Source organism: Tolumonas lignilytica (assembly GCF_000527035.1).
GTDB classification, from domain to species: domain Bacteria; phylum Pseudomonadota; class Gammaproteobacteria; order Enterobacterales; family Aeromonadaceae; genus Tolumonas; species Tolumonas lignilytica.
The window spans coordinates 1677974-1697019 of record NZ_AZUK01000001.1; the positions used below are offsets into that span (position 1 = coordinate 1677974).

General features: G+C 46.8%; 19 protein-coding genes. 7 read left to right on the forward strand and 12 right to left on the reverse strand.

The annotated features are described in order from the left end of the window. Window positions 1–6 precede the first annotated feature (6 nt). A complete protein-coding gene (locus tag H027_RS0107845) occupies window positions 7–366 on the reverse strand; it encodes a DMT family protein (RefSeq protein WP_024871914.1) in 360 nt (119 codons plus the stop codon). 209 nt (window positions 367–575) lie between these two features. On the opposite strand from H027_RS0107845, the gene H027_RS18320 reads away from it, so the two are divergent. Continuing rightward, window positions 576–2618 (forward strand): diguanylate cyclase, encoded by a 2043-nt coding sequence (locus H027_RS18320; protein ID WP_152536701.1) that lies wholly within the window; start codon window positions 576–578, stop codon window positions 2616–2618. Between the two features lie 32 nt (window positions 2619–2650). Here H027_RS18320 and H027_RS0107855 read toward each other — a convergent pair whose 3' ends face one another. Together H027_RS0107855 and H027_RS0107860 are read right to left on the reverse strand one after the other, a co-directional pair. Then, window positions 2651–4165: a YifB family Mg chelatase-like AAA ATPase gene (locus H027_RS0107855; protein WP_024871916.1), complete on the reverse strand. Its 1515-nt coding sequence runs from the start codon at window positions 4163–4165 to the stop codon at window positions 2651–2653. Between the two features lie 121 nt (window positions 4166–4286). Next, entirely contained in the window at window positions 4287–5633 is a 1347-nt protein-coding gene (locus tag H027_RS0107860) for a diaminobutyrate--2-oxoglutarate transaminase family protein (RefSeq protein WP_024871917.1), read from the reverse strand. Between the two features lie 138 nt (window positions 5634–5771). Between H027_RS0107860 and H027_RS18325 the strand changes: the two genes are divergently transcribed. Next, window positions 5772–6935, forward strand: a complete 1164-nt coding sequence (locus H027_RS18325; RefSeq protein ID WP_024871918.1) for a GGDEF domain-containing protein — start codon at window positions 5772–5774, stop codon at window positions 6933–6935. 84 nt (window positions 6936–7019) lie between these two features. Here the strand turns inward: H027_RS18325 and H027_RS18815 are convergent, their stop codons facing one another. The 4 genes from H027_RS18815 to H027_RS0107900 all read right to left on the reverse strand — a co-directional run bounded on the left by H027_RS18815 (window position 7020) and on the right by H027_RS0107900 (window position 12552). After that, window positions 7020–7418, reverse strand: coding sequence for a hypothetical protein (locus H027_RS18815; RefSeq protein ID WP_152536702.1), 399 nt, complete (start codon window positions 7416–7418; stop codon window positions 7020–7022). 663 nt (window positions 7419–8081) lie between these two features. Then, window positions 8082–8807 carry a hypothetical protein gene (locus tag H027_RS0107890; RefSeq protein WP_024871921.1) on the reverse strand — a complete coding sequence of 242 codons (726 nt, stop codon included), beginning with the start codon at window positions 8805–8807 and terminating at the stop codon, window positions 8082–8084. A gap of 1 nt (window position 8808) precedes the next feature. Next, entirely contained in the window at window positions 8809–11886 is a 3078-nt protein-coding gene (locus H027_RS0107895; protein ID WP_024871922.1) for a glycoside hydrolase family 19 protein, read from the reverse strand. Window positions 11887–11895: 9 nt separating this feature from the next. Then, complete coding sequence (locus H027_RS0107900) at window positions 11896–12552, reverse strand: tetratricopeptide repeat protein (protein WP_024871923.1); 657 nt, start codon at window positions 12550–12552, stop codon at window positions 11896–11898. 268 nt (window positions 12553–12820) lie between these two features. On the opposite strand from H027_RS0107900, the gene H027_RS0107910 reads away from it, so the two are divergent. From H027_RS0107910 to H027_RS0107920, 3 genes are all read left to right on the forward strand, one after another. Continuing rightward, complete coding sequence (locus H027_RS0107910; protein WP_024871925.1) at window positions 12821–13273, forward strand: tellurite resistance TerB family protein; 453 nt, start codon at window positions 12821–12823, stop codon at window positions 13271–13273. Window positions 13274–13359: 86 nt separating this feature from the next. Then, on the forward strand, window positions 13360–13974 hold the full coding sequence (locus H027_RS17660; protein WP_237657932.1) for an RNA polymerase factor sigma-70: 615 nt from the start codon (window positions 13360–13362) through the stop codon (window positions 13972–13974). A 2-nt stretch (window positions 13975–13976) separates the two neighbouring features. Next, window positions 13977–14195, forward strand: a complete 219-nt coding sequence (locus H027_RS0107920; protein WP_237657933.1) for a zf-HC2 domain-containing protein — start codon at window positions 13977–13979, stop codon at window positions 14193–14195. 50 nt (window positions 14196–14245) lie between these two features. On the opposite strand, the gene H027_RS0107925 is transcribed toward H027_RS0107920, so the two are convergent. The 4 genes from H027_RS0107925 to H027_RS0107940 are packed head-to-tail and all read right to left on the reverse strand — an operon-like array spanning window position 14246 to window position 16729. Beyond that, window positions 14246–14728, reverse strand: a complete 483-nt coding sequence (locus H027_RS0107925; protein WP_202593435.1) for a DoxX family protein — start codon at window positions 14726–14728, stop codon at window positions 14246–14248. Between the two features lie 4 nt (window positions 14729–14732). Beyond that, complete coding sequence (locus H027_RS0107930; protein ID WP_024871928.1) at window positions 14733–15500, reverse strand: HvfC/BufC N-terminal domain-containing protein; 768 nt, start codon at window positions 15498–15500, stop codon at window positions 14733–14735. Next, on the reverse strand, window positions 15493–16395 hold the full coding sequence (gene bufB / locus H027_RS0107935; protein WP_024871929.1) for an MNIO family bufferin maturase: 903 nt from the start codon (window positions 16393–16395) through the stop codon (window positions 15493–15495). The genes H027_RS0107930 and bufB overlap by 8 nt, the downstream gene beginning before the upstream one ends. 28 nt (window positions 16396–16423) lie before the next feature. Continuing rightward, complete coding sequence (locus H027_RS0107940; protein ID WP_024871930.1) at window positions 16424–16729, reverse strand: BufA1 family periplasmic bufferin-type metallophore; 306 nt, start codon at window positions 16727–16729, stop codon at window positions 16424–16426. A 265-nt stretch (window positions 16730–16994) separates the two neighbouring features. On the opposite strand from H027_RS0107940, the gene H027_RS0107945 reads away from it, so the two are divergent. Together H027_RS0107945 and H027_RS0107950 are read left to right on the forward strand one after the other, a co-directional pair. Then, window positions 16995–17300, forward strand: a complete 306-nt coding sequence (locus H027_RS0107945) for a DUF6506 family protein (RefSeq protein ID WP_024871931.1) — start codon at window positions 16995–16997, stop codon at window positions 17298–17300. Between the two features lie 42 nt (window positions 17301–17342). Continuing rightward, window positions 17343–18161, forward strand: coding sequence for a helix-turn-helix domain-containing protein (locus H027_RS0107950; protein ID WP_024871932.1), 819 nt, complete (start codon window positions 17343–17345; stop codon window positions 18159–18161). A 33-nt stretch (window positions 18162–18194) separates the two neighbouring features. On the opposite strand, the gene rloA3 is transcribed toward H027_RS0107950, so the two are convergent. Further along, complete coding sequence (gene rloA3, locus H027_RS0107955) at window positions 18195–18710, reverse strand: retropepsin-like aspartic peptidase RloA3 (protein WP_152536703.1); 516 nt, start codon at window positions 18708–18710, stop codon at window positions 18195–18197. Window positions 18711–19046 lie beyond the last annotated feature (336 nt).

Here is a 19046-nt window from a genome sequence, read left to right on the forward strand (position 1 = left end):
TGCGATTTAAATCATCGACATAATTTTTTCACGGAAGATAAAAAAGACTGCACCCAGCATACACAACGCCGCCCACAGATAATCCAATTTGATCTGCTCTTTCAGGTAAAAAACTGAAAAAGGAACAAATACAGCCAGCGCAATTACCTCTTGCATGATCTTCAGCTGCCCGACGCTCAGAGCTGTATGACCAATCCGATTCGCGGGAACCTGCAACAGATATTCAAACAAGGCAATTCCCCAACTGATGATAGCAGCAACGATCCACGGTTTGCTGCTCATATCTTTCAGATGACCATACCAGGCAAAGGTCATAAACACGTTACTGCACATCAGTAACAACATACTAGTAAAAATGGGATTCACGTCACACTCCGGCAGTTACAACGGCGCCTTTATACCGCCGAAAAGAGAAAAAAGGAAGTGATTTAAAAATAGGCAATATGACTCGAGATGATCAATTTTGTGCATAGTTAATCGTGTCAGCAAGAATACATGTCACGCACTTAACTCGTAGTGTAATCTATAACTATTAATATCAATTCGGATGTTTAACCCCTTGGAAGAGAAGCATAGTGTTCGAGCATCAACACAGGGAAAATAGTGCCTCTATCTACTTTGGCTTTACTAGCTGGAACGCTATTTTACGCCTGCTCATGCTCATTTCTGCGGGGATGGTTCTCGCTGCAGATGTGTATGCCACTGAAATCGTTGACCTGCAATTACGCTGGCATCACCAATTCCAATTTGCTGGCTACTACGCCGCGCTGGAGAAAGGGTTTTATAAAGAAGAGGGGCTGGATGTTCGCATCCACGCAGGCGACCCGGCGCATCAACCGGTTCCAGAAGTACTGGCCGGTCACGCCCAATATGCGGAAGGGAATAGTGAGATACTGTATCAACGCCTGTTGGGAAAACCGCTCATTGCCCTTGCCGCAATATTTCAACATTCGCCTTCCGTATTATTGACGCGCCGAGATTCAGGTATAGAGTCCGTGCACGACCTCATGGGCAAAAGAGTCATGCTCATGAATATGACGGAAGATGCCGATTTTCTCAGCATGTTTCTGAGTGAAGGCGTTCCTCTTTCACAAGTTCAGATCATACCCAGCAGCTATAATATCAATGACTTGGTGTCAGGAAAGGTCGATGCATTTAACTCCTACACAACCAATGAGCCTTATTTCCTGAAGCAAAAGAATATCGCTTACAACATCATTGACCCGTCCACTTACCGCATCGATTTTTATAGCGATATTCTGTTCACCTCGGAAGCAGAACTGCGTGATCATCCAACGCGTGTCGAAGCAATGCGACGCGCCTCGCTCAAGGGCTGGCGTTACGCCATGGATCATCCTGATGAAATAATCTCTCTGCTGCTCAATAAATACCATGTCGAGAAAACCAGAGCACATCTGGAATTTGAAGCCGCCGAAATGCGTAAGCTGATCTTTCCCGACTTGATCGAGATTGGCCACATGAACCCTGGACGTTGGCAGCATATGGCCAACAGCTTCGTCAACGCGGGGCTCATCAAACCAGGCTACCAACTGGATGGTTTCATCTACGATCCAAACCCTAAACATGCTCCCGCATGGGTATTGCCGCTACTGTTTGCCGTTTTGATCGTTTTAATGGTCGTCTCTGCCATCACTTATTACCTGCAGCGCCTGAATCGCCGTCTGACGAAGACACAAAGTATTCTCCGTGAGAGCGAAGAGCGCCTACGACTGGCGCTGGGTGCCGCGAATCAGGGTTGGTTTGAGATCAGCGTTCAGACCGGAATTGTTTCTGTCAGTCCTGAATATGCCCAAATACTGGGCTATGACCCTTGCGAATTTACCAGCAGCTTGCATATCTGGGAAATGGGAATTCACCCCGAAGATCGCTCGCTCGTGATGGAGACTTACCGTAAATGTCTGGCAAATGGTGAGCCAATCACGGTGGAATATCGTCGACGAAAAAAGGACGGTGAATGGGTCTGGATCCGTTCAATAGGAAAATTTACCGCCTGGACCCCAGAGCATCAGCCACTCCGGATGAGCGGTATTCACACCGATATTACCGCACAAAAAGCGGTTGAGTTTGAACTCGTACGCCAGGCACACACTGACCACCTCACGGGTTTCAATAATCGTGGCCATTTTATGCAACAAGCGGAACGCGAACTGAGACGGGTGGTTCGCTGCGGCGGCTCTTTGTCTATCTTCATGGTGGACGTGGATCACTTCAAGAAGATCAATGATACCTACGGCCACAAAGTCGGCGATCTCGTGCTGCAGAAATTGGCAACGGTGTGCCGAGATACATTGCGCATGGTCGATATCATCGGACGCGTAGGGGGTGAGGAATTCGCCATCTTGTTGCCAGACACCACAGAACAAGAGGCTATCCGCGTGGCCGAACGCTTACGACAAGCGATCGCTAACGCGAAAATTCCCTTAGGCTATGGCTTACCCCTAAGCATCACTGTCTCGATTGGTATCACTTCTCTCAGGTCAAAAGACGACAATATTGATGTCTTGCTCAGTCTGGCCGACAAAGCACTTTATGAAGCTAAAAACGCCGGCCGGAATCGAATTTTCAATCTTCAGGCCGTCGTCGGTACTAGCGCCTAACGATGAAAACCAAATTGTCATGTTCAAAATCGTTATGCTTTCAAACGCTGAAACAGCCGATCCATCGCCCGATAGCCCAATGCCTCGATCAGATGTTGCCGTTGGATCTGCGTATCTCCGGCAATGTCCGCAATGGTTCGGGCCACCTTCAGCAACTTGTGCCAGGCCCGCAGTGACAGACCTAATTTGTGAATGGCATTTTCCAGAAACTGCGCATCTTCGGTCTGCAAGGCACAATCACGCTCAATTTCACGGCTTTGCAGCATGGCGTTCAGTTTGCCACTGCGCGCCAGTTGCCGTTCCCGGGTGCGGATCACCCGTTCGCGGATCTGCACACTGCTTTCACCGCGTTCCACTTTCTGACTCAGCGAACCTTTCGGTAATAATGGAATATCTACCGTTAAATCAAACCGATCGAGGAACGGGCCAGACAGCTTGCCCAGATAACGCAACACCTGTTCCGGGCTCGCGCGTTGCTGATCATCCAAATGCCCGCAAGGGCTCGGATTCATGGCTGCAATCAACTGAAAACGGGAGGGAAACTCCATCTGTCTCGCCGCCCGCGAAATGGTAATGATGCCGGTTTCCAGCGGTTCCCGCAGCGAATCGAGAGTACGGCGCTCAAACTCCGTCAATTCATCGAGAAACAGCACGCCATTATGTGCCAGCGATATCTCACCGGGCCGTGGTTTACTGCCTCCTCCCACTAATGCCACGGCAGAGGCACTGTGATGCGGGTTTCGATAGGGTCTTAATTTCCAATTCACCTTGCCCGGATTCAACCCGCCGATAGAATGCAACGCGGCCGTCTGTTGTGCCTCTTCATCACTCATTTCAGGCAGAATGCCCGGCAACCGGCTCGCCAGCATGCTTTTCCCCGTGCCCGGCGGCCCCATCAACAGAAGATGGTGTTGGCCGCTGGCTGCAATTTCCAGGGCCCGTTTGCCGGTTTGCTGACCAATCACATCCTGCAAATCGGCGACTAGGCAACGCTCCAGCTCACCCTGTGCACTGCGCTCGGCCCATGTCAGTGCTTGCTGCCCCGCCAACCAACCACACACTTGCAATAAGGAATGGCACAGATAGGCACGATGTTGCTGGATCAGACTGGCCTCGGCCGCATTAGCCTGCGGCACGACCAGCGTTCGCCCCGCGCGCCCTGCGGCCAATACCGCCGGCAAGACCCCCAGCACCGAACGTACCTCCCCCGTCAACGCCAGCTCGCCCAGAAATTCATAGTCGGCCAGCAACGCATCCGGGATCTGGCCGGAAGCCGCCAGAATACCGAGCGCAATCGCCAGATCGAAGCGACCGCCTTCCTTTGGCAAATCAGCCGGTGCCAGATTGACCGTGATGCGCTTGGCCGGAAATTCAAAGTTGCCGTTGATTAAGGCACTACGTACCCGATCGCGTGACTCCTTGACCGACGCTTCCGGCAATCCCACCATGTTGAAAGCCGGTAACCCGTTGCTGAGATGAACTTCAACCGAGACCAGCGGGGCCTCTATCCCCAGGCTGGCGCGACTGTAAACGACGGCAAGTGACATGCCACACTCCGAACATGATTTTGTGGCTGAAGTTACCGAACCCACAACCACAAACATAGCCGTTAAATGTGGCGGCTGGCATTGTCGTCATGCCTTTGTCACGTTACCGCCCCCTTAACCATCAAGAAGGGTCTGTTTCTGACTTTAACGCCGTATCTAAAATGGCGACCACTTGCGAAATTAATGTCTTGTCGATAATCAGCGGCGGTAAAAACCGAATCACCGCATCATTTCTGCCGCCCGTTTCAACAATTAATCCCATCTCATAGCATTTTTGTTTAATTTTATTCGCTAAAACTCCGTCACCGAACGGTTGCCCCAATGGATTATTCTTTTGTGGATCAATCATCTCGAGACCAAGCATTAATCCCCGGCCTCTGACATCACCAATTTGCGGATATTTCAGTTTCAGCTCATTTAATAAATGCTTAAAAAAACGACCATTCTCGCGAACATTATCTAAAAAGTTTTTTTGTTTTATGATCTCTAAGGTGACATAGCCTGCCGCCATGGCCATTTGGTTGCCGCGGAAGGTGCCGGTGTGTGCTCCCGGCTTCCAGCAATCATATTTCCGGTTATAAACCACCAACGACATCGGTAAACCGCCGCCTACCGCTTTCGACAGCAATATGGCGTCTGGCTTGATGCCTGATTCTTCAAACGCGAACATATCGCCGGATCGGCCGATACCGCATTGAATTTCATCCAATACCAGTGGGATCTCCAGCTCCTCACAGATCCGAGCCAACCCGTTTAACCAACTGGCGGGAGCAGGGATGCAGCCACCCTCGCCCTGAATGGCCTCCACGATCATGGCCGCCGGTTTTTTAATGCCACTATTCGGATCTGTTAATGCGCTATAAATATGATGGAGAGAGATGGTGATTAATTCATCCGCATTTTTCCCATAGGGGTTGCGGTACAGGTAGGGATAAGGGAAAAAATGAACCTCTGGCATCAAATTGGATATTGCCCCTTTGATCGCCAGATTACCGGTGAGCGACATCGAGCCATTGGTCATGCCATGATAAGCGCCATGAAAGGCAATCACCGAACTGCGATGGGTGGCGGTTTTAAATAATTTCATGGCCGCTTCTGTGGCATCGGCACCCGACGGGCCACAATAATGCATTTTTAATTCGTCGCGCCATTCCATCGGAAATAACGAAATGATCATTTCACTGAATTTACGTTTCACAGGGGTAATAAAATCGAGACCATGCAAAATCTGTCCGCTATCCAGAAACTGCTTTAATTCGGTGATCACGGCAGGATGATTGTGTCCCAGAGCTAACGTGCCCGCCCCCGCCAAACAATCAATGTAAACATTCCCTTCCTCATCAGAAAGGGTTGTCCCCGCTCCTGACGTAATTTTATTGATGACAAACCGAGAATACGTTCTGGCATTTGATTCAATATCATATTGGCGAATCAGTTCATTGTTTTCTGAAGGGAACGAGGTATCCATGATGCTTGCACTCCGATATTGTGGGTCGAACAGGCTTGACAACATGCGCTCATAGTAACGGTATCTGATGAATCTTGGCGTAATAAACTTTGTTAACTATGTTTAATAGAGCCACTATGTTTAGGGTTAAACGCGCGGATGCATCTGGACCTGTTCGATGTACAAACCATCTTGTTCATGAACGTACTGATCTGTGCGTGTCTTTCAGTTGCCTTATTTTTCAATATTCGCGATCGCTATGTGTGTCCGGGCATCTGGTATTGGTTTGGTGCGTTCATCTCGCTCACGGCAGGTCTTTTTTTCTTATGGCTGCGCTTGCATGTGTCACTGTGGATCAGCGTCGTCTTTGGAAATGGGCTGATCATTCTCAGCTACATACAGCTCTGGCTGGGTTTGCGCCAATACACAAAATCACTCAGACCGCACGACAAGTTATTAATGCTGCTGGCACCTTGTGTTTCTCTGGTGCTGTTCGCCCTGCTCAGCACCGGAAAGGATAGTTTTATCATTCGTAGCCAGGTGGTCGCTTATACCTTGCTGTGTCTGATCGTAATGTCTATTACCTTAGCATTAAAAAACAGAAAACCGACCGAATCAGGTCGGCTCCTATTTGCCTGTTCTCTGCTACTGGCATTAGGCAACGCGTTTTTCCGCACATTTGCCTTACATTTGTTACCCGGCAATAGCGGGCTGCTCGACACCAATCTGCAAAACGTCATTCTCATGACCACCTCTGAAGTGTCATTACTGGCCAGCGGATTCAGTATCATGATCATCTCTTCGCAATGGCTGCAGCAGCGTCTCTATGTGCATGCCACTTACGATTCGCTCACGGGTATTTATAATCGCTACGCACTCATAGAACTCAGTGAAACCATTGCCTTAACCACCAATTTGACGCAGCGCGTCTGGAGTCTGGCCATGATCGACATTGACCATTTCAAAGCCGTCAATGATCAATATGGTCACCCCGTCGGTGATATCGTACTGAAACAAATCGCGACAACTCTCAAAGAAAATATCCGCCATCGGGATATTCTGGCTCGTTACGGTGGTGAAGAGTTTGTGGTGGTATTGCCCGATTGTGATACCGCCAGTGCTAAAACATGGGCCGAGCGAACACGAAAAATCATTGAAAACAAAGCAATAACCATCCATGGACAATACCTGCATGTCACCGTCAGTATCGGGGTAGCAACCTCCAACTATTCCATACTGGGGCTCGATGATGTCATCAAGCTGGCCGATCAAGCACTCTATGCCGCAAAGAAAGCGGGGCGCAATCAAGTGCAAACTGGATGACAACATTCTTTATAACGAAATCATTATCTATCTACACACATCAACAAAAACACTTTTTATGATAAAAACATTTTTGATCTATATTTATTTTATTGATATTTTTTCCTCAGAATAATTGCCACCGATAGTTCTGTGTCTTATAAAAAACTTTCCACCTTCATATCCCGCATCATTAAAAGAACCATTCGACAATATATCACCTCCATTATCGAGCTTCTTTTTATATATTTTTTTATGTGTAAAAGTCTCATATACCTGAACTAAATTACCATACATTGTTAATACAAATTCTCCTTTATCACTGATAGCTAAAGAGTTTAAATATACATCGCTAACAGTATTTGGTTTTTTGAAAAAAACATATTTAACACATGATAATCCGCATGAGTACACTATATTATAGACTTCATTTTCAAAATATATATTGGATGGTTCAGATTTAATGGATGACAAAACAACATATGAATTTTCATTATAAATCAACTGGCATGATCTGTTTTTTTACACGGTACTGTAAAATCGGTGTTGTTTTCATAAACATGCTGCTCTGCATTGCATAATGAGAAGTAAAACACAGAAATCAGTAAAGCAAACAATTTAATTAACATTAAAATCTCTTTAACTCCTATAAAAAACATAATCACCCTCATTAACTTCATTAGGAAAGATGCGAATCAGAGCCTTCTCGCAAAAAAACAAAACATAATAAAATCAATTAATTAAATATCACCATTTCTTGTCCTGAGGACTTATTCGCATGTTCCGTAAAGCTTTCAATGTGCAGCCTATAAAAGCTGACTTGATCGAACAAAAGTTTATCAAACTTGGCAACTATCAGTTCGAAATTAATACTCATGATTAAATTTTTATTCATCACATCTTTTTTCAAGATATATTTTTTTAATCCTACCATACAATATTGTTTTGTTTTTCTCAGCTAAATCAACTGCTGTTTCACCCAGGACGAGATCATGAATAGCACCCTCAACATTGCCATCGGCTACTGGATAGACCATGTATTTGGTATCACCATGATGGAATTGGGGCTGAAGATGCTGTTGAGTAAGAATTGATTTTAATTAAAAAAACGTATTGTCATTCTGAAGTACGGCGTGTTTAGCTTGTAAACAAATGCTCGACTATACGTTACTTCAAGTCTTTGCTCAAAATGTAAAATTTTGACTTATTTTTTCCATATAAAACATATGCATATTCAAAATCATCACCTGCATAGCCTAATATTTGGCAAACGTCATCTTTAATCAGATACCCTTTAGCTTTTGAACCATCTTTATTTAAAATATATGACTTATATTCAGAAATTTTCTTAAAAATTGGTTTTCTATCAAAAATATCAACCTCATTTGTCACCAAATATCTATTCCCAGTTGACAGTTCAGTTCTTTTTATTTCGTTACAATCTACACATCTATCCTCTATAACCTGAATCAGATTGAATTCTTTTGTCACTTTATATAAACGATCTATCGATGAGGGCATACCAAGAGTATGTGTCACTATTGAATCTAATTTTTTCTCATAAGTAGAAAAAATTAGTTTATTCCCTGTGGCATCAACATATGGAACAATATGATTTCCTTTCACAGCGAATATATGTTGTACAGGAGAAGAATTGCCATTAACCTCAACATCTATTTCTTTCTTTTTGTCCCCATCAAAATCAATCAACTCAACATTAACAACCTCAAAATTAGAAAATAATCTCGATTCGTCCACACAATGATTTTCAACACAAACATTAGCTTTGAGAAACCCATTTTCATTTTCAACATTAATGACAGCATCACCATCATTAAATGTTAACGCAAATCCATTAAAGGACATAAAAAAAATAAATATAAATTTTTTCATTTTACTTTAAACCCCATAACTCTTTTATCTTTAAAAAATAACCACGCCTTTCTTCTACACCATTAGCCCCGCCGTTAACAGCCAAGCTAACCAAATCACAATTATTTTTTTCATTATCAATAAGAATGTTAATATCACCTTTTGCGTTATATTTTTTATGCACTCCTCCATTATTTCGCCAAAACCATCCCGCAGAATCAACAGCAACATCCATACTATCGCCAACAATATATGGATTATCCATTAAAATCTTTTCATCTCCATATTTATATTTAGAATAGGCCAGATAATTATTTTTCCATGTCAACTGAAGAAGACCTCTTCCTTTATATTTTGGTCCATCTCCAACATTTACATTGCCATTCTCAATAGCTTTAGAATGGCGGCCTGGATTATATGCATTACCTGACGCATATTCTATAACAGTATCGAAACTAGCTGTCTCTAAAATTATTTGCGCCACAAAATGAGCCAAATGATAATCACTTTTATTTATTTCATATTTCGCTGTCATTTGATTTAATAGAAAAACAAATTTTTCTTTGTCATATAGATAAGATCCACTCTCTTTGTAACTTCGTCGATAAGAACTATCTCCACCATGTCCTCTAAACCAATTTTCATTTCCAGAAACAGCGGTTAATAGCTCAACTGTGATTTTCCCTTGTGACCTCAATCCCCTTAACAACTCAACTGGATTAAAATGCCAAACCATGGGCCCTATCGCGGCGATCTGGCTCATCCATTCCAGCTTATCCATTCGTGCTTTTTCATGTTCCAGCAGCACTTCGATTTCGTGATCGGTTGTTTCATTAGCCCACTGGGAAAGGCGTAATTTAATGCTGTTAATCGTTGATTTATGCCATTCGCTCGGATGTTTGACGATCAACTTCACCAGTTGCTCTCGTTTGCCTGTGTCTTTAAATGCTGCTGAGATTTCGGCGCTGTCTACGCCCTCTTTGCCGTCTTTATCAATGGCTTTATACAACTGCTGGAAAAAGGCCGGCATTTTGTCTGGGTCGAGGTAACCATCTGAATTGGTATTCTGCTCTTCGAGTAATTTAAAGCCCAGTTTGCTTAGATCGTATTGCGATATGATCGTCAGTTCTTTTTCACTGATATAGCCGTTAAACGTGCCATTCAGGATCGGCAATTGGTTTATTTTGTAAAAGACGCCTTTGCTGCTGTCATTCTCTTTTTTACAAACAGCCAGTTCCACAATAAACGATGACTGAGTCTTCAGCCCTGCGGTACTGAAGGTCACTTTTTTGTTTTCTTCCTCCTTATTTTCTTCCTCCCGAATATAAACGCTGGCTCCGGCCGCCACTTTGACATATTGCTTACCCGTTGTCAGACCCGCTTCATTATTCAGAAAAGCCTGAATTCTGCTGTCGCTGTCTGTACTGAATAACTCAATGTGCACCTGATGTTTGCTGATTTTTTGTGCACAATTGGCTGGCATCTTCGGTACTTCATAAAGCCCCATAAAACCAATTGCATCACCAGCTTTAATGGGGTGATGACATTTCACTATGCTATCGAATTGGGTAGGAGCCTGAGCTGTCAACGTGACATAAGGTTCATCAATGCACACCCAGAACGGGCTGGGCGGCTGCCCCGCTTTTTCCGCGTAACCACCTCGTAACAGTGTCACTCGAGCCATTTTGTGCTGTTTGCCATCGATATGGCAGAACACCACGTCGTTACTGTCAAATTCAAATTCTGCCGTGATATTTAACAAGCCCAGCACTTCGCTGTTGGCTTCACTAAACGCTTGACCACTGTTTTTGATCTGACGGGCGTTCACTCGGGTTTTAACAATACCTTTCATTTTGCTTTGCCAATAGCCCGGTGGAGAACATGGCGGAAGATTAGTGACTGAAGCCTCGACCTGTTGGGTGTACTTTGCATGATCCACCACCCAGACGGAGGTACCTTTAGTGATGTGATGGTCTGTTTTGCCACAGACTTTAGAAATAATGCCTTTTGCAAAGGTGTAATTGTGGGAGCCGCTCTGTTCCTGCACCGTAAACCGGGCCGTTTCGCCACTTAAATCCACGATACTGCCAGCGCCCAGATAACCCAAAGAGGGAGGAGTACCTTTTGCGGCAGTATCACCCTGCCGGACACGGATGGTTTGTATTAATTTGAGCTGTTTTTTTGCTTTCGATTTTTGCCCATCATCCGTCGCCGGGGCATAAACAGAATACGGGGCCAGATGCATATATAAACTGTAAAACGTCAGTTTATTTTTTTTGCCTTTATTGGCTCCGTCTTCCGAATTAACCGGTGACTCATAATCATGCTGAATTAAACAAAATGATGAGGAATATTGCAGTGGCTGACCCAGCCAGTCGCTGCTGAGATAATCTTTATTCAGACGGTAGGCAATCACTTTGCCATCCATCATACAGCGTAAGGATTGATTTTTTACATGATGCGGCACCGAAGCATCGGTGAAATGAATGCCGCCATGCCAGAAGTTATAAGCACTGAGCAAATAAAAACCGCTGGCTTCCTTTTCCAGTAATTGATAGACCGCATCGGCATCTTTATATGGTTCACCTTTTTCGGTGACCACAGGGAAACAACATGACGTAACAAAAGATGACTGATTGCCTGATGTTTGTGATGAGCCAACATGTTCTGTTTTATATTTTTCTTTGGGTCTCAGAATTTTAGTTGGTCTTGGCCAATAAGGCGCACCATCACCAAATTTGGCTGTCGCTGGCCCAGAGCTTGATTGTGAACCGAAAAAAGATCCCGAAAAGCGAGATGGCGACGCGGAATAACTGATACTATCTAAAACACCAGTATGGTTGAATTTGCCTCGCCATAATAAAATGTCACCCGATTTAGCGTCTGATGGATCGATCACATCATAATAGCTGGATTTATTAAGCTGTTCGGTAGTTTGATACGGTATATCATAGCCAGCATTGCGCACCATCTTATTAACCAAATGTGAACAATCTATTTCTTTTTTACCATCATTATCGGTGTCACTGTCTCCTTTCGCGCCATACCCATATTCATAATTTTTCTCGAACAATGTCTTCTTTTCCAGAATATCGCTCATGCTTTTCTCTTATTCACATTTATTATTCGATGGATAGTTTTTATTCTTTAACAATCGATTTATATTATTCTGAGCTTCTTTATTTCCTTCTTCAGAAGCCAACTTATAACAAGATATCGATGCAGCCATATTTTTATTAACTAAGCGACCATGTTCATATAGAAAACCAAGAATATTGGCGGCGACACCACTGCCATTTTTTGTGGCTTTTTTTAGCCAAAAAACGGCCGCTTTGCTATCCTTACATTCCGTATATTGCGCATTACAGTTATCAAGAACAAAACTCATCTGCGCATCAATGACATTCCCTTTTGCTGCTTGCAATATGAGGGTTTTAATTTTTTCATCCGATAACTGACTCGCCATCCCTGATGAACCGAGACCCGCCGCTTTCCATGCGGAGATAGCACTACCCTCTTCGGCACCTTTCAAATAAAAAGTCAGCGCCTGGTTATAGTGATTATTCACTTTCTCCGTGAATTCCCTTGATTCTTTTTCAGTTATTTTTTCACCCAATTGCTCAAGTTTGTTATTCATGCCGGATGCTCTTTTTTCCTCTGATAACCCCTTTGAATACCATGAAGCACCCGATGAAATATCATTTGCCGCATGTGAAATATTAATAATTAATAAAAACATCAAAATAGATAAAGCTATGGTTTTCATATTATTCTCTCAATTAAAATATATAGTTTAATTAAGCTTTTAAGTCTCGTTTTAGTATCTTGCGCCGGCACTTTATCATTGCCGCCCAAAAGTACACCTGCGAGTTGTAACAGTTCACTGTCCAGCCTTGCTGCGATTGTTCTGTTCTTGTTATCCTGCGGGTTATCCGCTGTTCCTGATGACCTTCCATGGCCCATTTCGAAAAAATGCGGGGACTGCTGCACGTGGGCCGAAGAAAACCCCCATACAAAGCATGAGGTTGATGACTATGTTTGCCGTACTCCGTTCATTGTTTCGCGAACTCTTGCCAGAGGAAGGTGGAGCCGGAGCTGCTGAAACCCGCAGTATTCAGCTCGCGATCGCGTCGTTGTTGTGCGAGGTCTCTCGTGCCGACAATCACTATGATGTGCGCGAAGAAACGGCAAAAATTCACCTGATTCGACATTTACTGACAGTGGATGAAAACACCGCGCAACAATTGCTCGCGCAGGCCCGTCGGAAAAGTGAAGAGGCCGTTTCACTCTTTGATTTCACGAATAAATTACGCACCTTGAGTCACCCGCAGCGGTTTGAACTCATCAAGGCCATGTGGCAGGTCGCCTACGCCGATGGGGTACTGGACCCGCAGGAAGAAGCCATCATTCGTCAGGTTTCAGATCTGATTTATCTGGATCACCCCGAATTTATCCGGGCCAAACTGGCAGCGCAGGAAAATAGTTAACTATTTTCTCGCCCGTGGTGTAAGAAAACGCATCTCCCGCACGACTCTTCTTACATACCCTATTTTCAACAGGCAAAGGACTATGGATGCCCGCACCACGTGGTAATGCCCAAACTGCCGAGATGACAAACCCACTGTTCGACGAGGCCTATCTCGGTGACTTACGCCGGCAGATGCTGAAATTTGCCACGCTGCAGCTTTCCGATCCGACGCAGGCAGAAGATGCCGTGCAGGAAGCCTTGGTCGGCGCGTTGAAAAATGTCGCCTCATTTGGCGGTCGGGCCGCCCTGAAAAGCTGGGTGTTTGCGATTCTGAAAAACAAGATCGCCGATACCCTGCGCCAGCGGCATCGTCTGATCGATGCCAGCAGCCTGCTGCGGGAAGAGGATGCAGAGCAGGATTTTGCCGATCTGTTCAATGACCACGGCCACTGGCCACGCGGCGAGCGTCCTAAACCCTGGGCAACACCGGATGAATTGTTGCATGAAGCTCATTTCTGGCGGGTGTTTGAGGTGTGTCTGGAAAATCTGCCGGGCAGTCAGGGGCGCGCGTTCATGATGCGTGAATTCATCGAGTTCGATTCCGATGAGATCTGCCGCACCCTCGACATAACGGAAAGCAACCTGAACGTCATGCTGTATCGCGCCCGTATGCGGTTACGAGAATGCCTGAATATCAACTGGTTCATGACAGGAGAGTGATCATGCTGATGAACTGCTGGCAAGCAACCCATCTGTTATCGGAAGCACAAGAACGCAACCTGACCCTCAAGGAACAGATGGCATTGCGTCTGCACTTGTTGATCTGCACTGGCTGCCGCAATTTCAATAAACAGATTGGCACATTACGCATCATCACCCGGGCTTATGCCAAAGGGAAAAAACCGACTCTCGATACCGAGAAAAAAACGGACAGCGAATAGATAACCAATAGATAAAACGAACCCGCCTATAAACGCGGGTTCATGCTGGTTTACGTACGGTTTGATTGCATGAGCCAGTGATCCAACGACCAAGGCCCGGCCCCTTTCGCCAGTAAAAAGAGAAACGCCACGCTCCAGACAGCATGGGTGGGATAGGCATCTGGATAGACAAAGATCTGAATAACCATCGTCATGCTCAGTAAGGCCAGCGCGGAAAAACGGGTCGCCAGCCCAAGACATAGCAGCACCGGGAACAGATGTTCGGCCGTCGCCGCCAGATAGGCCGCCGTATCGGGCGGGATCAGCGGCAGACGGTATTCCTCCCGGAACAGATAACGCGCCGAATCGGTCAGATGCGGCCATCCCAACTGGACTTTTCCGCTCAGCAAATCCACGACCAGACCATCGACCTTGGTTTGCCCTGATTGCCAGAAAATCACGGCCAGAGCAAAACGGGCCAGCAGCGCGATCAGGGAATCCGGGATCTTCGACAGCATCTGCATCCCCTTTGTAACCCAAGCTGTCATCTTCATGTTGCTACCCTCCTAGCTTCAGATCTGTCATTACCTGTTGTCGAATCAGCAGCGTCAGTACTGGCTCAAGCCGCCAGCCGGGCACATACGATGTGACCTCTGCCATGGCTTCACCCAGTGTCAGACCGCGAGCAATGGCGGCAACAAACTGCCAATCCGCCACACTCAGCCGACAACACACCACGTCAGATTGCTGTCTCAGCAACAAGATATTTTCCGGTTGCGCCAGCGTAACTTCGATCTGTTCACTGTCCTGCTGATGCGCCATCCACAGCGAGAGCACCGCATAGGCGGAGCGGAACAATCGCACCGACGGATGCAACACCACCGTGGCGCTTAGCAGTGCCACCGGATCGGACAACGCGTCATAAAGCGCCGGAAGATCAAGACCTTGTGCATCGACGGCGTGATACACTGCCACGCGAAGCCACTCCAATCGGGCCAGATCCGCCAGATAGGGCAATTGCGCCACCGGGGTAAAACACGCGATAAAATCGGCAAACTCCTCACCGTACTCCACCAGCAACGGCGATCGCGGAAAGTGCGCCAGAATGTATTGCCTGGCCATGGAGTGAAAAAAATCTTCGCCTACCAGCGCCTGTGTCACCGGAAAGGTATCGGCCAGTGCCGCAATCAACGATGCCATGACATTATTCCGATAGACCTGCCAGCGCGCGGTGACATCCTGCCCGGACGCAACGACAAACCCGGTCGGCATGGGGGCATCCGTAGCAGTCAGTGCGCTCGCGAAATGATGTTGCCAATCAGCCATAACAGTGCACCTCTCTGGAGGCCAGCATGATCTGTTCGGCCTGTTTCGCTTCCGCCAGCAAGACCGCAAACGCAGGCAGGTTCTGATCCCGTTCAATCAACGTTGCGACTGGCCCAGTCTTTTGCACCGCATAGGCATAAAGCTGCCAGACGGCATCGGCCACGGCAGCACCGTGGCTATCGATTAACAGCCGCTCACCGTTCAAATCCTGCTCTTCGTGAAATCCGGCCAGATGGATCTCGCCCACCGCCGACAACGGCAGTTGGTCTATATAGGCGTATGGATCGAGCCGATGATTGACACAAGAGACATAGACGTTGTTGATATCCAATAACAGACCACAGCCAGTGCGGCATACCACTTCACGGATAAATTCTGCCTCCGAGAAGCTGGAATCGCGGAAAGTCAGATAGGTCGCCGGATTTTCAAGCAAGATGGGGCGCTGCAAAAACGCCTGCACCTGCGCAACATGCTCACACACCCGCGTTAACGTGTGCCGGGTATAAGGCAGTGGCAATAAATCATTGAGAAACTGCCCCTGATGGCCCGACCAGGCCAAATGTTCAGAAAAGCTCGCCGGCTGGTAGCGATCGAGCAAGCGTTTCAGTCGCAGCAGATGGGTCGGATCAGGTGCAGCCTCACCGCCCAGCGACAAACCCACACCATGCACAGACAACGCATATTGCGCTCCGATTTGCGTTAAATGCTGATGGTATGGCCCGCCAGCGACCATGTAGTTCTCAGCATGGATCTCAAAAAAGCCGAGCTCAGGTTTGCTGCACAGGATCTCGGCGATATATTCCGGCTTCAGACCCACACCGCCCCGGGCCGGTAAACCGGCCGCGAAGAGAGGAGAGCCGACGGACGGTGTAGCAGATAACGGATGTTGAATCATGTTCGGCCCTCCGGTAGGTCTGCCTGACTTACATCTTCGCTTTCACTTCCGTGAAGGCCTGCAACTGGCCATACCCGGTTGGTGAAGTTGGCGACGCAATTTTCAGACAGGTTCCGGCAGGCACCGCTTTCCAGGCATTGCCCTGAAAATCGATTTTGGCCGTACCGGCACACGTCGTTCCGGCTCCGGCCTTGCAGTCGTTTTTGCCTTTCATCGCCACACCAAAACACTTCTCCATATTGCTCATGTCGGCCGCCGCTGCGGGCATCGCCGCGCTGACCAAGACCGAACCCAATGCCAGTGCCAGCGTCGTTGCCATTGTTTGCTTGTTCATAATCTGCATCCTTGAAATCAAAAGAAAAACAAAAGGGTGATCAGGATGATTTGCATGAGACCAACTACCGCCTCATGAAATTCCTGAAGCTATAGTCGAGGCGGAGGTGATTTTTCTTACGGCTGCGAGATGAATATTTTTAAATTATTTTTAATTTATTGATTTTAAACTAATTAATTTTTGATAATGTCGCATTTTTACAATCTTTCAGCGAGGTGAACAGCTAGTATTCCCCCCTGTTGACCATCACTACAGGAGTGGAACCATGACCTTAAAAGCTGCATTTATTTTTGTTTCCGCACAGGCCGTTCCGGAAACACATCGTGCACTCGTGAATACTGGCGATGTCGAAGTCACCACCATTGCCGTGAAAAACTACGCACAAGCTGAAGCGGTTGCTAAATCACTGCTGGCAGAAGGCATCATTGCCATTGAATTGTGTGCCGGTTTTGGCACAGAAGGATTAGCCCGTATCAAACAGGCCGTACAAAACAAAATTGCCGTCGGGGCCGTGCGTTTTGATTTTCATCCGGGGCTGGGTTTTAAGAGTGGCGATGAGCTGTTCCGCTAATATAATGAACTTCTTCTGTGCCATGTACTAATAGGATGATTGATGATATCGCCCTTTGATTGGCATCACGCGCCCTCTGCCGCACTCAGCCCTTTTATTGACCGATATTGGGGCTGGGATATCCCTGCCACCGCAACCCTGCCGATGCTGATGCCGGGAACCGGCAGCGAATGCTTTTTTCATTACCGACAACCGCCGACGCTTCGCTCAGGACAACCTTTGCCAGCCAGCTATCTGGTTTGTCCCAGAAAGCAGACAATAGAATTTATGCCGTCGGCCAGCCTCGGCTTCATCGCCATCCGGTTTAAAAACGGACAGCTGCGCCATTTTACCGACCGTAATTTCCTTGAATTGCACGACAGTTTACCCGCGCTTACCACCTTATGGGGCCGGGAGGCGGAGGCATTACATGAGCAACTGTTGCTGACCACCTCCCGCGATACGCAGATCCACTTGATTGAGCAGTTTCTATTGATTCGTCTGCACAAACATCACCACAGTGGTGAAAACACGCTCGATCGCCTGATCGAACAGATTTATTACGCCCCCAATCAGCGAATCGAGTTGTTGAGTGCAAAAACAGGTTGGAGCCAGCGACATATCGAACGGAGTTTCAAGCAAGCCTTTGCGCTTTCGCCAAAACGATTCGCCCGTCTGGCGCGTCTCCACCACACGCTGCGGCAGATCTCGTTGCAACCCCAACAACATTTACTCGATATTGCGTTAGAAAGAGGCTTCAGTGATCAGCCACATTTCATCCATGAAGTGCAAACGATCACCGGCATGACGCCTGGAGAAATCCAGCGGTTACTGCGGCAGCAACCGCATTATTACAATCCGCCGTCCAGAATACCGACGTGAACCGGGAGCCGTATTCATCTGAATACAAATAGCTTATTTTGGGCAGGTTGGTTCGGTGGTGAACTGTTGTTTCACATCAATCAGGCCCAGATGCTCAATGGTGCGGCGACCAATCAACACCGGATATTTCATATCCGCACGATCGCGCAGGGTGAATTGTTCCTCATAGACCTGATTGCCAATACAAATCTGCATCAGTACCGCCGGACGATGATCAACGCCGCCGGCACCACGCAGGGTGACATTCCGCAACACGGCACGTTCATAGGTCATGCTGCGCGGCTGATTATTGTCATCCTGCACATCCACCACGAAACGCACCCAATCCTGACCATTTTTCGAAAAATGCTCCAAATCGCGGGCATCCAGTGATGAAGTCAGCGCCCCGGTGTCCATTTTGACATTCAAGGGCAAATTGCCCGGTAATAATAGGGCCTTTTCTATCCAGCCAAATACTTTTGGCGAAGATACGGAAGAGGTGGGTTCTGCTGCATTGACCATACTCGTGAATACCATCATGAACGCGATAAGAAATGCTCTGTAAACCATGCTAACTCCGGTGAGTGAAACCATCTTATAGAGCATAGCTGACGAAACTTAAAGCAAGCTGAAATCTGAAAATAGCATGGGCGACAGCGAAAAACCGCCCTCAGCGCGATATTGGTTGATCCCACCAAAAACAAAATCACAACAACCATGTTTAAGAGTAATGCCGGCGTTTGCTAGTCGATTATTCTGCTTTGTTGCCGATCTTATGGTTTTTTAAGCCAGTTAAAATGCCATCTCGCTTAAGAAATAAACAACCGTAAATTAAAAAAGATCTTGTATTCCCGAGCAGGAATATGCTAATTCTGTGTCACGCCCGCATATTATTGCGGAACAAAC